Raw genomic sequence first — 13,851 nt, forward strand, 5'->3', positions numbered from 1 at the left:
CTGGGGTTCTAGAAACCGTGGCGGGGCACAGCGCGCTGATACTGCGGAACCCACGGCAGATTGTGCCCAAGCTCGTAGGCTGCGCGCAGCCACCAGTGTGGATCGCGCAGGGCGGCCCGCGCCATGAACACGGCGTCAGCACGGCCGTTGGCCACGATGTCCTCAACCTGGGCGGGACTGGTCAGCAGTCCCACAGCGGCGGTGGGGACACCGGCGTCGCGCTTTACCTGCTCGGCGAAGCCGGCCTGGTAACCGGGCACCGCGTTGATCTTCTGATGGGCCACAGCACCACCGCTGGAGACATCTACCAAATCGACGCCGAGGCCGGCGGCAGCGCGCGCCAACCTGGCCGAGGCGTCCACGTCCACACCTCGTTCTGCCCAGTCGGAGGCCGAGATCCGAAGCAGCAGCGGCATGGAGTCGGGGATGACCGCCCTGACCGCCTCCACTACCGTGAGCATGAGCCGGTTCCTGCCTTCCTCGCTCCCGCCCCAGCCGTCCGTGCGCGTATTGATCAGAGGGCTCTGGAACTGGTGCAGGAGGTACCCGTGCGCACCGTGGATCTCCACAGTGTCAAAGCCGACATCTACGGCACGGGAAGCAGCGGCGGCGAAATCTGCCACAACGGCCTGGATGTCCTCTTCGCTCATGGCCGCTGGCGCCGCGTAGCCGTCGAAGGGCTCCTGCGTCGGGCCAACGGTGGGCCAACCGCCATCGGACTCCGGAACCGAACCTGAGTGGTCGGCAAAAGGCCAGTAGGTGGAGGCCTTCCGCCCCGCATGTGCCAGTTGGGCGCCGATCCTGCAATCCACTGCGCCGTGCCGGTGCACGAAATGGACTATGCGTTCCCAAGCGGCAGCCTGTTCATCGGTGTAGAGTCCTGCGTCCCGCGGGCTGATCCGGCCCACCGGGTTCACCGCCGCAGCCTCACTCATGATCAGCGCGGCACCCCCGGCGGCGAAGGAACCCAAATGCATCAGGTGCCAGTCGTTCGGGACGCCCTCCCCCGCGTCCGGATGGCAACTGTACTGGCACATCGGCGAGACCCAACCCCGATGCGGAATCGTGAGCGAACGAAGCTTGAGCGGGGAAAAGAGCGCCGACGTCACTAGAAGAGAACCCTTGCCAAGCCCTGCCGGGCCTTGGCCACACGCTCGTCCTTGATGCCCACGACTTCGAAGAGCTCAAGGAGACGCACGCGGGCCGTCTCCCGCTCGGGACCGAAGTTCCTGCCAATGAAGCCGATGATCCGGTTGAAGGCATCGTCAATGTGGCCGCCCGAGACATCGAGGTCGGCGACGCCCAATTGTGCCCGGAGATTGTCGGGTTCCCTGGCAGCGAGGTCGCGGAGAGCCTCGGCTTCGGGGGCGGTGAGCTTTTCCAGCCTGGCCATCAATTCAACCTGGGCGAGGCCTGCTTTGGCTTCAGCATCCGCGGGCTGCTCCAGAAGGGCCTGCTTGTAAGCGGCCACCGCAGCGTCGTAGTCGCCGGCCTCGATGGCATCCACGGCGGCCTGGTGCAGCGGCGGCAATGGTGCGGGTTCGGCGTTGTCTGCCTGTCCGGCATCGCCAATGCTTCCGGTGACGCCATTGGCGGCGGCTACCTTCAGGAGTTCCTCGATAAGGTTACGTATCTGCGCGTCGTCGGCCGGGCCTTGGAACAGCGGCACGGGCTGGCCTTTGATCACGGCGACGGCGGTGGGGACGGCCTCCACTTGGAAGGCCTGGGCCAATTGCGGGAAGGCATCCACGTCCGCTGCGGCGAGCACCAGGCGGCCACCGTAGCTTTCAACAACGCGCTGTGCGGTATCAAGGACGCCGGGCGATTCTGCCGCATATCGCGACCAGAGCAGGAACAGCACGGGAATCTGGGCGGACAACTGCACCAGATCCTGGAAGTTTGTTTCCGTGGCATCCACGCGAAGAGGGGCATTGCCTGTGCCACCGCTTTGGGGTGCCTCTCCATCCGCGGACACCGGAGCCGGTGGCCCCTGCGGTGGAGTGGGGCGGCGCAACGACGAGAGGTCGACGGCGCCGCGCAGGTTGAGCTGGCTGGCAGCGGCTGGAGTGGGTCGGTATCCGGGCGAACTCATACCGTCCACTCTAGCCGCTGCCTGCCTGCCGGTCGGGCTACTTGAAGCTGGCTCCAACCAAACCGCGGGTGGCAGCCACCAGCTTCATGGGATCGGATGATCCCGCCGGTGGGATGTACACGGCAACCGATTCAGCGAAGTTCAACACCATGCCGGTGGTTGTCTCCTTACCGCCGGCAAAGACAGCGGAGTCGTCCTCCAGGATCAGCTTGTCACCTGCTGCCTTTGGAGTTCCCTCAAAGGAGAAGTCCAGGCGTCCCACTACCAACGCTCCGCCGTCGGCTGTCTTCAACACAACGGTCTGGTTGGTGACGGGCGTGTGGGTGAACTTGAAGTTGGCGCTGCTTCCGTTCTTCACGGTATCGGCTTGGTAAGCGAGCGCGCCTGCGATGTACGGGGACGATTGGCCGTCTGCGAGCTTGCTCCGGTTGGGCGAATCCGGGTTGGTGAGCATTTCACTCAGGATCTCCAACGCCTGGTTGCCGCTGTAGGCCAAGCCGTCCTTGTCGCTGGCAGGAACAGGCGTGGTGCCCTTGCGCGGTACCGGGAACGACGGGAAGTTGGTGCCGGGCTGCAGAGGCGCAGTGCCCCACAGCTTGTAGTTTTCGCGCGGCGACAGCTGCACAAGTGTCAGGACCTGCGGGACAACATTTCCCTCACCCTGCGTCAGGGCGTACACCGTCCTCGGCCAGTCCTTCTTGGTGCTGATGACGCTGCTCTGGAGCTTGGTGGCCCGGACCGGCATGCGTGGCTCGTATGCCGAGACAGTGGACCGGATCTTGTAGTTCTGCGTCCGGATTTGAAGTTCCATCTTGTCCACGCGCGGGGCAAGCTTGGCAGCATCCTTCGCGGCATCGGCCGCGTCAACGGTGCTGGCGACCTGCTCGAGGATGCGCTGAAGCTGGGATTCGAGCATGACCGGGGTTCCGCCGTCGCCACCGGCAGCCGGGGTCGACGACGCCGAGGGGGTGGCATCCGGGGACGACGTCGCCTGGGCGGCCACCGCCGTCCCGCCTACCATGACAGCTGCAAGGGCGGCAGCTACGGCAGTGACACGCAGTGCGGGGCCTTCGGCACCTCCGGTACGACGCCGGCCCTCATCACCTGCGGGCGACTGGACGGGCAGCGTTGTGGTTGCCTCGCCGTCGTGCGGGCCATCGCCCTCGCCGTTGTTACGGCGGCTGCTCAATGCTTTGGCGATGAACGGCAGGGCCGCTCCCACCAGGATGATGATGATGCCGAGAACGATCAGCGGCACAGCCCAGGGCGTGGTTGCTTTGTTCGGGAAGGTCATCGAGATGGCTGTCGGTGCGGGCTTCGTGCCGTCGGCTGCCACCAGGAGCGACCATTCGCCGTCAGCGGGAGCGTTCCAGGTGTATTCGAAGTCGCCGCTTGCATCCTCCGTGCTCACCCAGAGATCGGATCCGGCCGGGGACGGCGCTGTTGCTTCGCCGTCTGCGGAGGTCACTTCAAGCGACTTCTGGTCTGCGGAGACACCAGTCAGCGTGGTGTGGGCTGTTTTCCCAACCCAGGCGTCAACATCGTCCGGGCGGCCGGTGGCAATGGTGTAGTTGCCCTCGCCCTGGATCTTGATCTTCACGGGTCCGTCGTGGAGGTCGATCAGCTTTTGATCGATCACGGTCAGAGGGGAAGCTTTGGTATCGCCGGGAACCGAAGCCGTCACGGTTTCAGCGGGGGCCCAGAAAGTCAGCTGGCCAATGCCGGCCAGCATCGTCAGCAGGCCCAGCAGCACCAGCAAGGCTGCAGTCTTCAAACGCACAGGATCACCTATCATCAGCGGTCGTTGAACTTCAAGGGTAACCGTTTTGTTATCAATGAGTCAGATCGGGGTGACGCCGATGACACCCTGAAAAGCCTGCCGTGGCGCCGCAGCAGCCCGATTCCGCGCTCCTGATAGTGTGGCGATGATCATGATATCCGGGCAGTAGATAGCCTGAATTGACCCTGCACCACCAATGAAAAGGCTGTACAACCCCGTGAAAGACCACATGGAGTCCCGTCCCGTCGATGAGCCAGCGTCAGCTGCGGGCTCGGCTGCGGTGGATGCCTCGTCCGAAGGGTCTGCCGCCGCTGTTCCAGTCCGGACCGGACGGCTTGCCGCCATCAGCCGCCGACTCAGGCAACCCATCCCCGGCGCCCGCAACCGCGTCCGCTTCGAGATGCCGCCGGAAGATGTCAGCGAAGGCGAGCGGGAGGGCTTCCGACCCGAGGACGATCATGGTTTCGGCGCTCCCGGCCCCCGGATGTCATCACAGCACCCGCTCTATGTCGGCTTCATGGGAACCGCCGGCGTGGGAGTGGCCCTTGCCGTGTTCTACATTGCCAGCAACACGACCCAGCTGATCCTGTGGATTGTGGCCGCCCTCTTTATTGCCCTTGGACTTGATCCCGTCGTCCGTTGGCTGGAGGCGCACAGGGTCCCGCGACCAGCCGGCATCCTGATCTCCGTCTCCGCACTGGTATTGGCGGTGGCGGGCTTCTTCGCAACCCTGATTCCTACGATCGTTGAACAGGTATCGGAGATCGTCCGGCAGGCTCCGGACTGGATCCGCAACTTCCTCGACTCGGACTTCTTCCGCACCGTGGACAGCCAATTCGGCGTGCGCGACCGGATCACCACAGAGCTGGACAAGTTCGTCAAGGATCCCGAAACCATGGGAGGCATCTTTGGCGGTGTCGTCGGATTCGGCTCCACCGTTGCCAACGGCTTGTTCGGATCTCTGATCGTCCTTGTCCTCAGCCTCTATTTCCTGGCAGCGCTGCCGTCCATGAAGAAGTGGGCTTACCGCCTCGCTCCCCGTTCACGCCGCCTCAGGGTTGAAGCCCTGTCCGAGGCCATTACCGATTCCGTGGGCAACTACGTGATCGGCCAGGCATGTGTCGCCCTGCTGAACGCTGTCTTCGCCTTCATCGTCATGACCATCCTGGGCATCCCGTTCAGCGTCCTGCTGGCCTTCGTCGTAGCTCTGTTGGCCTTTATCCCCTTGGTGGGCGGAATGATCGCGGCGGTGGTCGTCATCCTGGTAGCCCTCACAGCAGGCTGGCAGACCGCCGTCATCTACGCGATCGCCTACTTCGCCTATCTCCAATTCGAGGCCTACTTCATATCTCCCCGCATCATGCAGCGGGCCGTGGCCGTGCCCGGCGCCGTTGCGGTCATCTCCGTCATTGCCGGCGGCAGCCTCCTGGGCGTGCTGGGAGCGCTCATTGCCATTCCAACCGCCGCGGCCATCATGTTGCTGATCAAGGAAGTCTTCATCGTCCGACAGGACAGACACTGACCTGCCCTCCCCCTCCTCCCCGGGGTGCGGGTTGGGCAGTGGCTACCGGTCAGGCACCCGCTACCGGTCAGGCACTCGCTACCGGCCCCGCCCACCGGCGCGGCAGGCCGTCGACGCCGGCACCTGCGGGAGTTACGTCGTCGACGATTTCGTCCAGGACCCGCGCTGCGTACTTCTCCCCCACCCACAGGTGCTTCGCACCGTCGACGCCGACAACCCGCGCCTGCGGGACCAGGCTGAACCGCCGGGAGGCTTCCTCAGGCTGCAGGTAATCGTCCTGTTCGGGCACCAAAACCGTTAGCGGCTTGCCGGAGCCGGCCCATTCCTTGAGGTGGACGTCCGTAGCCCGGTGCAGCGGCGGTGACAGGAGAACTGCTCCTTCAATCTGGCTTGCCACAGGCTCCACAGCGCCATACATCAACGCAAGTTCCGTTCCGAAAGACCATCCCACCAGCCAGCGGTTGGGCAGGCCACGTTCAACAGCGAAGCGCACAGCTGCCTCAACGTCGTAGCGCTCACCGATGCCCTCTTCGAAGTGCCCATCGCTGGTCCCGCGAGGAGATGACGTGCCCCTGGTATTGAAACGAAGGACAGCGACGCCGGAGAGTGCGGGGAGCCTGTAGGACGCCTTCCGGTACACGTGGGAGTCCATGAATCCGCCGTGGGTCGGCAGAGGGTGGAGGGTGATCAGGGTTGCCGTGACCTCACCCGACTCGGGAAGCGCAAGCTCGCCCAGCAGGACCTTGCCGTCCTCCGTGATGATCTCCACATTCTCGCGTTTGGCCGGGAGCACCGTTGAGGCACGGATCTCCGAGGGCGCGTCCTGTGGGGTGAAAACGAACGAGGCGGGGTCGAAAGTCATGCTTCCTAGCCTAAGCGCTTCAGCGGTACCGGTACGTCCGCGATGTCCAGCAGTTGGTGTGCCAATGGCGACGCTCGGCCAATCCGGCAGCCGGCCCAAACAGGTGGTTGTCGGACCACACCACCAGATGCGCGATGCCCGGCAGGATGGCCGTCGAGCAACCCGGGCAGATGTATTGTTTCTCGGCCTTCTTGGCCGTCATGGTCCGGACCATCCAGTCGCCGTCCGGAGCGCTCTCCCGGCGGGCAATTCCTGCACGGGTCCGTTCCAGGTCAAGCTCGGGCACCGGTTCTGTCCATTTGCCGCCAGCGTTGCCTGAGCGTGCGCTGGACGCATTGCGGCGAGGACGGTTGGAGCGGGGCATACCTCCATTCTGCCCCAAACCACCGCGCCCAGACGGTAATGTGGGGCGGGTGCGACTCGTGATAGCCCGTTGTTCTGTTGATTATGTAGGCCGGCTCAAGGCCCACCTCCCCCTCGCCACCAGGCTGCTGCTGGTCAAAGCGGACGGCTCGGTGCTGGTGCACTCCGATGGCGGCTCATACAAGCCGTTGAACTGGATGAGCCCGCCTGCCACCTTGCGGGTGACCACCCCCGAAGAGACCGACGTCGAAGAGGGCGTGGTGGAACAGTGGACAGTCCAATCGGCGAAGACCGATGACCGCCTCATTATCAACATCTACGAACAACTCCACGACACCTCCCATGATCTCGGCGTCGACCCCGGACTGATCAAGGATGGAGTGGAAGCGGACCTTCAGCGCCTCCTGGCCGAGCAAATCGAGACCCTCGGAGCGGGCTACTCCCTGATCCGCCGCGAGTACTTCACAGCCATCGGCCCCGTGGATATCCTGGCCCGTGACGCCAGCGGCGCCACTGTCGCCGTCGAGCTCAAGCGCCGTGGTGACATCGACGGCGTTGAACAACTCACCCGTTACCTGGAGTTGTTGAACCGTGACCCCCTGCTGGCGCCGGTACGGGGTATTTTCGCAGCACAGCAGATCAAGCCTCAGGCCAAGGTCCTGGCAAATGACCGCGGAATCGATTGCGTCACCCTGGATTATGACGCCATGCGCGGAGTGGATGACAGCGAGTCCCGCCTCTTCTGAGGCTACCGGCGGCCAGTGTGCCGCAGGCCACTAGAATCAGAAACATGACTGCCCCAACCCGTTTCGCTTCCTCGTCCGCGCCAAGCCATCAGATCATCAAAGGAACGCTTGTCACCGACGGCGAGGTGGTGGAAGACGGACTGCTGGCCATCGACGGCGACCGGATTGCCTACGCGGGTCCTGCCGAGGACTTCGACCTCGACGCCTTCGACGACTTCGAGGGGGCAATCCGTCTCGGGGTGCCGAGCGGGAGCTACTTGATCCCAGGGCTGGTGGACGTGCACTGCCACGGCGGCAATGGAGGCGACTTCCCCGGTGGTGAAGAGGCCTCCGCGCGCAAGGCCGTCGAGTTCCTGCACCGCTCCGGCACCACCACCTTCCTCGCCAGCATGGTCACCGCTCCCCGGGAAGACCTCCTCCGAGGCATAGAGCTTTACGTGAAGCTGGTGGAAGAAGGACTCGTAGCCGGAATCCATCTTGAGGGCCCGTTCCTCTCCCATGCCCGCTGCGGGGCGCAGAATCCGGAGTACCTGCTGGAGCCGGATCTGGACCTCATGACCGAATTGGTCGGCGCCGCCGGGGGCAAGCTGGCCACCATGACGTACGCACCCGAACTCCCGGGCGCCGCTGCCCTGGTGGACCTCATGACCTCCCATGGCGTGACGCCCTCGTTGGGCCACACCGATTGCGATGACGCCACGGCGGCCGCGTCGCTGGCTGCCGCTCGCGAAGGACTTGAGTCAGCGGGGTTCGACGGCGTGAGCTCACTTCCTACGGTCACCCACCTTTTCAATGGGATGCCTCCGATGCACCACCGCTCGCCCGGGCCTGTCGCCGCCTGCTTGCGCATGGCGCAGGAAGGCAAAGCGGTAGTGGAACTCATTGCGGATGGAACCCATTTGGCACCCAGCACGGTCGCCACCGTCTTCCAGTTGGTCGGAGCAAGCAACATCGTCCTGGTGACCGATTCCATGGCCGCGGCCGGCTTGTCTGACGGCAACTACATGCTGGGTCCTTCTCCCGTGACCGTGAGCAATGGTGTAGCCACACTGGACGCCACAGGTTCGATCGCAGGCGGTACCGATACCCTCCTGGACGTTGTCCGCAAAACGGTAGCTGCCGGCGTCGCACTTCCCGACGTCGTTTGCTCGGCTACAGCGGTTCCCGCAGCCGTTCTTGGCCTTTCCGACGAAATAGGCGGACTGCGGCGCGGACTTCGCGCCGACCTCGTTGTTACCAATGAAGACCTGGAGCTCACCGGCGTGATGCGCAATGGGCAATGGCTGTCCTAGGCATGCACTTGCGCAATTGGGGGCAGCGCCGCGTTACCTTCTTTTTACCTAAATTTTTCTCGAATTGCCCAAAACACCGTTGACCTCCGGCAGAGCACATGAAAGTGTTGTAGCAGTCTTTGTGTAGGTGGTTTTCATGCTCGCAAGACGAGTTGCGAGCGTGAAGCTCCTGCGAATCCAACCAGGTCAACTGGAAGGGAATTCAGGTCTTCTCGCGGAGTAACAAGGCCGGTACGAAGTGTATCGGACTGAAGTTCCATAATGAGGAGATATACATGGCACTGGGAACCGTAAAGTGGTTCAACGCTGAAAAGGGCTTCGGCTTCATTACCCCGGACGACTCGGATGGGGACGTCTTCGTTCACTACTCCGAAATCCAGACCGGTGGCTTCAAGACCCTCGATGAGAACCAGCGCGTTCAGTTCGAGATCGGCCAGGGTGCCAAGGGCCCCCAGGCCACCGGCGTTACCGTCGTCTAGTCTTACCCGTTGATTCTGCGTTGATTCGAGTTGGCGCAGAAGCCACAAACACCTTGACCCCGGCTTCCCAGCCGGGGTCAAGGTGTTTAAGGCCGAGAAGATCGTTTATGCCGTTGATTCTGTCATATCCAGATTGTGACTGTTACTAAACGTGAAGAAATGCATGCTCATAAAAGCATTGACAATTCAACCAACCAAAGTCCGAAGCAGCCTGGCGGAATGACGAACTGACAGCCCCGGGAGGTATGCGCGACTGAGAGCGCGTCCCATTGCCGGAAGATGCAGGGGATCCTGGTAATACATGTACAGCGTCCGGTACTCGGGTTGGAAGCGCGACTTAAAGGACGCCAAGGACCTAAAACCATAAACGGGTTCCAAGGCCTGGCCCACGACATCGAGCAACCCCGCCAAGCCCTTGGCTTGCTGTTCGATCTCACCCTTCTCCTGGGCCAACGGCGAACCCGATAACGAGATGACCTCCACGGATTCCCGCAGATGAAGAACAGCCGAGGCGATCAGGAACTCCATCACCCCGGGGAACCCATCCCCACGCCGCCGCATGAAGTCCAGGGTCCAGCTGACCACCTTGCCGTCTTCGAAGACCGGGAGCCAGCTGGTCACGCCATGGACAAAGCCGGCATCATCGACTGCTACACCGCACAACACCTCGTCGTCGTCGAGTTCGTCCAGGCCGCCGAGAGTAAAGCCCATCTCCGGAATCGTTTTCTGCGCTGCCCATTCTTCCGAGACCTCACTGATCTGGGCACGTATTCCATGCGGCAGCCCGGAGAACGTGCCCCATCGTGCCCTCACGCCCAGCTTTGCCGCACGGTTCAGGGACGTTCTGACGTTCTGCCATTCCTTGCCCCTGAATTCCAGGCCGCGGATGCGTAGGCGGGTCTCCTGGGCTACTGCCACGCGGCGGAATCCCCGCCCGTGCAGCATTGGCCACAGTTCATCCGTGCAGGAGTACAAACACGGGATCAGCGCATGTTCGGAGCAATACCCAAGGAATCCGGCGGCTGTTGCCACGTGATGATCAGCCGGCCCGAAAGGACCCGCCATTGTCAGTGCTACATGCCCGTGCTGCTGGTATGCCACTGCTCCGGCGTGATCCGGGGCGAACCAGTACTTGTTCGGCTCCCACAGCGCCATCCAGGATAAAGAGTCGCCTCCGGACTTCACCAGGCCGCGGGCGCGCTCACGCGCTTGGTGATCCCTGCCTCCTGTGTGGTGCCCGCGGATGAAAAGTACCCATACGCCCACCAATGCCACCAGCCAGAACACCGTTCCGGAGTAGGAGAAGAGGAAGCCTTCAAGAACATCGCGCTCTGCAAAGACCTTCCGGTACGAGCCCGGAAGCGGAACAGGGAGGTACTGCCGGGCAAGTTCCGCAGCGAGGCCGAGCAGGCCGCCGTCCCTCGACATTCCACCGGAGGAGAACCAGACAATGCAGTAGGCGAGGCCAAGGCTTAAACCCGTCAGGCCAACAAGCCAAAACACCCTTCGGCGAAGACGGTCCGAAGAGACAACCCGGAAATGCCCCCGGTAGACAAAGAGCAGTACCGCCAGGACCAGGGGAACCAGCACCAGTGGAATGAGGTGGACCACGGCCGAGTTCATCATCCCCTCGTGGGAACGCCCCTGCGGCCTGGGGATGTTGGCAAAAAGGCCAAGGTAGATGGCCGAGAGAGCGACCACCACCAGCTGCACACCAATGGCGATCCCCAGAGCGAGCCGACGCCCCCTCCGCATTCCATCGGCGCAGATCAGGAGAAGTACCACCGGCACCACGGCAAGAGCCAGGCCGAACGGACCGGTGTACCCCTGTCGTCCGACCTCCAGGCATGAGACATCAATGCTGCCGCCGCAGTTGCTCTCAAGCTGGCCCAACGTGGGAATTGGATTCAGAATGACGTCCCGCAGCAAAGCGAGCGGACCGGACGGGCTCTTCGCAGCGGCCGTAACGATCGGGCCCACCGCGAAAATCGCCATGGTTAGGGACAACAGATTCCGCACTTCCCTGCCTGTGGACCTGTGCAGGCGGAGATGGCCCTGGCTGCTTTGTGTCCACCAACCGGCCGCCAAGCCGATCAATGCCCCAAGGAAGCCCACCACCGTCTCCGCGTGGCCCACGTACAGCAGCAAGAGCAGGGAGACCGACAACGCCACTGTGCGCAGTCGGCGTTGCCACAGCGTAGGCAGGAGCGCGCTGGCCGCCAGGCACGTCGAGAGGATGGCGGCGTACGGCCCAATCAGGCGGGTATCGCCCATGCGGGCCAGCCAGCCGTCGTCGGACGTTTGCGCTACCTGGGTGACCAACAGGAATGCCGAGACTGCGGCGAACTGGCTGCCAAAGAATACGGCGGCTGTCCTCAGGGAGCCGAAGCGCCGTTCGGCCAGGCCCAGAAGAAACAGGATCATCAGCACGGCGGTGACATAGGCCAAAGGGTTGGTGGTAAAGAACAGCGATGTCCAAATGGACCACCAGTCGCCGGACTTCAGACCGGACAGGCTCACACCAGCCACCCGCAGCCATCCATCTGGAGGCCCGGCGACAAAACTGCCGGAGATGATGGACAGGGCAACGAACAAAACAAGAATGCCGGCCGTGAAGGGGGTGGACCGCACGTGTTGTCCGGTTTGCCTCAAGGCGGGCAGGACAACACCCTTTACGGCAAGGCTCATTTCGGAAGCCCCCATCGACCGGCAAGGAAATCGAGGCCTTCCGGCATGCCCTTCACCACGGCATCCCAGGAATGCCCGGCCTTCCGGATCGTGTGCTCTTCGGTCTGGAAGCCGGCGTTCTTGGCGGCTTCGCCGAGCTCGTGCATGTAATTAATGAATTCGTTGTCCGTCTCGCCGGCGGCGAAGTAGACGCCACTGCCTGCGAAATCGCGGTCCCGCATCAACACCAACGGCGTTCTTGATTCGAAGGCTGCGACGTCGCCGTCGAACGAGTCCCCAATGGTTTTGTTCCTGTCCTTGGCCAAGGCAGGTTCGCGCTCTGCGGAAAAGGCCAGCACCGAGGGAAAGATGTCGGGGTGCGCGGTTCCCATCTGCAGCGCACACGTACCACCAAAGGAGAAGCCACCCACAGCCCATTGCTTGTGATCGGTGGAGACGTCCAGGGTGTCCGAGATCCACGCTGGGACGTCTTGGGAAAGATAGGTGTCGGCCGGGGCGATCCGGCTGTCCATGCACAAGGTATTGGCGTTGCCGGATCCGTTCGGATCCACTACCACCGTGACTGGCGCAATACCGCCATGGGCCTCTGCGAAACGGTCGAGTTGGGCGCGGAGTCTTCCTCCGGTCAACCAGTCGGCTGGTGCTCCGGGTTGCCCTGCAAAAAGCACCAACACCGGCAAGCTGGGCCGGAGCTCAGTCTGATATGCCGGCGGGAAGTAGATGAACGCATCCCGGGAAGTGAAACCGGAGACGGTCCCGGGGATCGTGGCTTTTCGCAGAATGCCATATTGCGGCATGGAATCTGGCGCTTTCCACGCCGACGGCAGTGGAGCCGGCGCGGCCTTAGCAGAGCGCTTGAGGCTCTGCTCAAGCGGCTGGATTCGTGCCACAGCGGTCCCTAGAAGGTCAGCAACCGTGTTGTTCAATCCGAAATACAGGTTCACTTGGACCATGCAGAGCAGGATCACTCCCAGCATGGACGTCACGCTCAGCACGCGCCCTTTGGCGGAATTGCGGGGAATACGTGCAGCGCTGAGCACAATGGCGGCTACTGCCGGCACGGTCCACGCCACCGTCTCGAACGGCAGGTTCTCCGAGAAGACGGCCATGAGATCCACCAGGATCCAGTGCACCAAGGCGACAACGGCGATGGCTATCAGCAAGGAGCCCACAACCACCAGCAACCAGGACAGTCGTCGTCGCCAGAGCAGGTAGGCTCCCCCAACGATCCCGCAGGCAATGCTGAACCAGAGGAACGGCCCAGACACAAGACTGACGTCCGAAAGGAAGTCCATGACGCCTAACGCCAGGTACCGACGCCGATAACCGGGCCGGCCTCCAGCCAGGAGGAGAGCCCTGCATAGGCATCGAAGTTCATGGCCAGCATGAACTTCCTGCCTTCGTACTGCAGTTCAACCACCACGACGCCGGGCTGCACCCGGACCAGCTCTTCCTCTGTCGGTTGGCGGCGGCCCAGCAATTCCAGCGAGCTGCGTTTGAACTTGTGCTTGGGAACAACGCTCAGCGACATCAAGCGGAACCACTCAAGATCATTGTCCTGATAACGACAAACCCCCATCTGCCAGCTGTTCCCAGCCGTGCAAATGGAGGCGTCGATCGTGCCAAGGGCGCGCCGCAGATTGAAGCGGCGCACCCCCAGAAGGCACAGTGAAATGATCAGCAACGTGAACGCTGTTGCCAAGGCGATGAACGGAATAAGGGAATCGTCCATCAAGGTCGTGCTATCGGATCCCCGCTGTAGCCGCTTCGCCCAATTTGGCGTTGTCAGCAACAATGACCACGCGATCGTTGTCCACGGAGAAGAACCCGCCGTCAACAACTACTGCAATCCGGTCACCGGAAACCGGCTGGATTGCCAGCTCGCCCCCAGCCATGATGGCCAGAAGGGGCGAGTGGCCCGGCAGGATTCCGATTTCACCATCGCTGGTGCGGGCCTTCACCATCTTGGCCGCTCCGGACCACACGAAGTGGTCCGCCGCGACAATCTCAACCTCGAGCTCAGCCAT

13 protein-coding genes are annotated in these 13,851 nt (G+C 62.8%); 4 read left to right on the forward strand and 9 right to left on the reverse strand.

The window, feature by feature from the left end:
* Positions 1-8: 8 nt before the first annotated feature.
* From ACFVSI_RS14545 to ACFVSI_RS14555, 3 genes are read right to left on the reverse strand one after another with little or no spacing between them, the layout of a single operon-like run.
* Entirely contained in the window at positions 9-1,109 is a 1,101-nt protein-coding gene (locus ACFVSI_RS14545; RefSeq protein ID WP_387824862.1) for an NADH:flavin oxidoreductase/NADH oxidase, read from the reverse strand.
* Positions 1,109-2,092, reverse strand: coding sequence for a tetratricopeptide repeat protein (locus ACFVSI_RS14550; protein WP_387824865.1), 984 nt, complete (start codon positions 2,090-2,092; stop codon positions 1,109-1,111). The genes ACFVSI_RS14545 and ACFVSI_RS14550 overlap by 1 nt, the downstream gene beginning before the upstream one ends.
* 37 nt (positions 2,093-2,129) lie before the next feature.
* Positions 2,130-3,887 (reverse strand): hypothetical protein, encoded by a 1,758-nt coding sequence (locus tag ACFVSI_RS14555; RefSeq protein WP_387824868.1) that lies wholly within the window; start codon positions 3,885-3,887, stop codon positions 2,130-2,132.
* Between the two features lie 202 nt (positions 3,888-4,089).
* On the opposite strand from ACFVSI_RS14555, the gene ACFVSI_RS14560 reads away from it, so the two are divergent.
* Positions 4,090-5,394: an AI-2E family transporter gene (locus ACFVSI_RS14560; RefSeq protein ID WP_387824871.1), complete on the forward strand. Its 1,305-nt coding sequence runs from the start codon at positions 4,090-4,092 to the stop codon at positions 5,392-5,394.
* Between the two features lie 67 nt (positions 5,395-5,461).
* Here ACFVSI_RS14560 and ACFVSI_RS14565 read toward each other — a convergent pair whose 3' ends face one another.
* Positions 5,462-6,256, reverse strand: a complete 795-nt coding sequence (locus ACFVSI_RS14565; RefSeq protein ID WP_387824874.1) for an alpha/beta hydrolase — start codon at positions 6,254-6,256, stop codon at positions 5,462-5,464.
* A gap of 19 nt (positions 6,257-6,275) precedes the next feature.
* Entirely contained in the window at positions 6,276-6,620 is a 345-nt protein-coding gene (locus ACFVSI_RS14570; RefSeq protein WP_387824877.1) for an ATP/GTP-binding protein, read from the reverse strand.
* 49 nt (positions 6,621-6,669) lie between these two features.
* Here ACFVSI_RS14570 and nucS point away from each other — a divergent pair, with 49 nt between their 5' ends.
* From nucS to ACFVSI_RS14585, 3 genes are all read left to right on the forward strand, one after another.
* Positions 6,670-7,365, forward strand: a complete 696-nt coding sequence (nucS, locus tag ACFVSI_RS14575) for an endonuclease NucS (RefSeq protein WP_387824880.1) — start codon at positions 6,670-6,672, stop codon at positions 7,363-7,365.
* Positions 7,366-7,409: 44 nt separating this feature from the next.
* Positions 7,410-8,657, forward strand: a complete 1,248-nt coding sequence (gene nagA / locus ACFVSI_RS14580; protein WP_387824883.1) for an N-acetylglucosamine-6-phosphate deacetylase — start codon at positions 7,410-7,412, stop codon at positions 8,655-8,657.
* Between the two features lie 275 nt (positions 8,658-8,932).
* Entirely contained in the window at positions 8,933-9,136 is a 204-nt protein-coding gene (locus ACFVSI_RS14585) for a cold-shock protein (RefSeq protein WP_018776337.1), read from the forward strand.
* Positions 9,137-9,322: 186 nt separating this feature from the next.
* Here ACFVSI_RS14585 and ACFVSI_RS14590 read toward each other — a convergent pair whose 3' ends face one another.
* The 4 genes from ACFVSI_RS14590 to ACFVSI_RS14605 are packed head-to-tail and all read right to left on the reverse strand — an operon-like array spanning position 9,323 to position 13,851.
* Complete coding sequence (locus ACFVSI_RS14590; protein WP_387824886.1) at positions 9,323-11,824, reverse strand: bifunctional lysylphosphatidylglycerol flippase/synthetase MprF; 2,502 nt, start codon at positions 11,822-11,824, stop codon at positions 9,323-9,325.
* Positions 11,821-13,119 (reverse strand): alpha/beta hydrolase, encoded by a 1,299-nt coding sequence (locus ACFVSI_RS14595; RefSeq protein ID WP_387824889.1) that lies wholly within the window; start codon positions 13,117-13,119, stop codon positions 11,821-11,823. The genes ACFVSI_RS14590 and ACFVSI_RS14595 overlap by 4 nt, the downstream gene beginning before the upstream one ends.
* Positions 13,120-13,124: 5 nt before the next feature.
* Positions 13,125-13,556 carry a DUF2550 domain-containing protein gene (locus ACFVSI_RS14600; RefSeq protein WP_144659873.1) on the reverse strand — a complete coding sequence of 144 codons (432 nt, stop codon included), beginning with the start codon at positions 13,554-13,556 and terminating at the stop codon, positions 13,125-13,127.
* 10 nt (positions 13,557-13,566) lie between these two features.
* Positions 13,567-13,851, reverse strand: a complete 285-nt coding sequence (locus tag ACFVSI_RS14605; protein ID WP_144659872.1) for a F0F1 ATP synthase subunit epsilon — start codon at positions 13,849-13,851, stop codon at positions 13,567-13,569.

It is taken from the genome of Paenarthrobacter sp. NPDC057981, assembly GCF_042886835.1.
GTDB lineage: Bacteria > Actinomycetota > Actinomycetes > Actinomycetales > Micrococcaceae > Arthrobacter.

Excerpts from the sequence above, each read along its gene's own strand:
- ACFVSI_RS14550 (WP_387824865.1), bottom strand. The coding sequence starts at position 2,092 with ATGAGTTCGCCCGGATACCGACCCACTCCAGCCGCTGCCAGCCAGCTC.
- ACFVSI_RS14555 (WP_387824868.1), bottom strand. The coding sequence starts at position 3,887 with ATGATAGGTGATCCTGTGCGTTTGAAGACTGCAGCCTTGCTGGTGCTG.
- ACFVSI_RS14565 (WP_387824874.1), bottom strand. The coding sequence starts at position 6,256 with ATGACTTTCGACCCCGCCTCGTTCGTTTTCACCCCACAGGACGCGCCC.
- ACFVSI_RS14570 (WP_387824877.1), bottom strand. The coding sequence starts at position 6,620 with ATGCCCCGCTCCAACCGTCCTCGCCGCAATGCGTCCAGCGCACGCTCA.
- nagA (WP_387824883.1), top strand. The coding sequence starts at position 7,410 with ATGACTGCCCCAACCCGTTTCGCTTCCTCGTCCGCGCCAAGCCATCAG.
- ACFVSI_RS14585 (WP_018776337.1), top strand. The coding sequence starts at position 8,933 with ATGGCACTGGGAACCGTAAAGTGGTTCAACGCTGAAAAGGGCTTCGGC.
- ACFVSI_RS14590 (WP_387824886.1), bottom strand. The coding sequence starts at position 11,824 with ATGAGCCTTGCCGTAAAGGGTGTTGTCCTGCCCGCCTTGAGGCAAACC.
- ACFVSI_RS14595 (WP_387824889.1), bottom strand. The coding sequence starts at position 13,119 with ATGGACTTCCTTTCGGACGTCAGTCTTGTGTCTGGGCCGTTCCTCTGG.
- ACFVSI_RS14600 (WP_144659873.1), bottom strand. The coding sequence starts at position 13,556 with ATGGACGATTCCCTTATTCCGTTCATCGCCTTGGCAACAGCGTTCACG.
- ACFVSI_RS14605 (WP_144659872.1), bottom strand. The coding sequence starts at position 13,851 with ATGGCTGAGCTCGAGGTTGAGATTGTCGCGGCGGACCACTTCGTGTGG.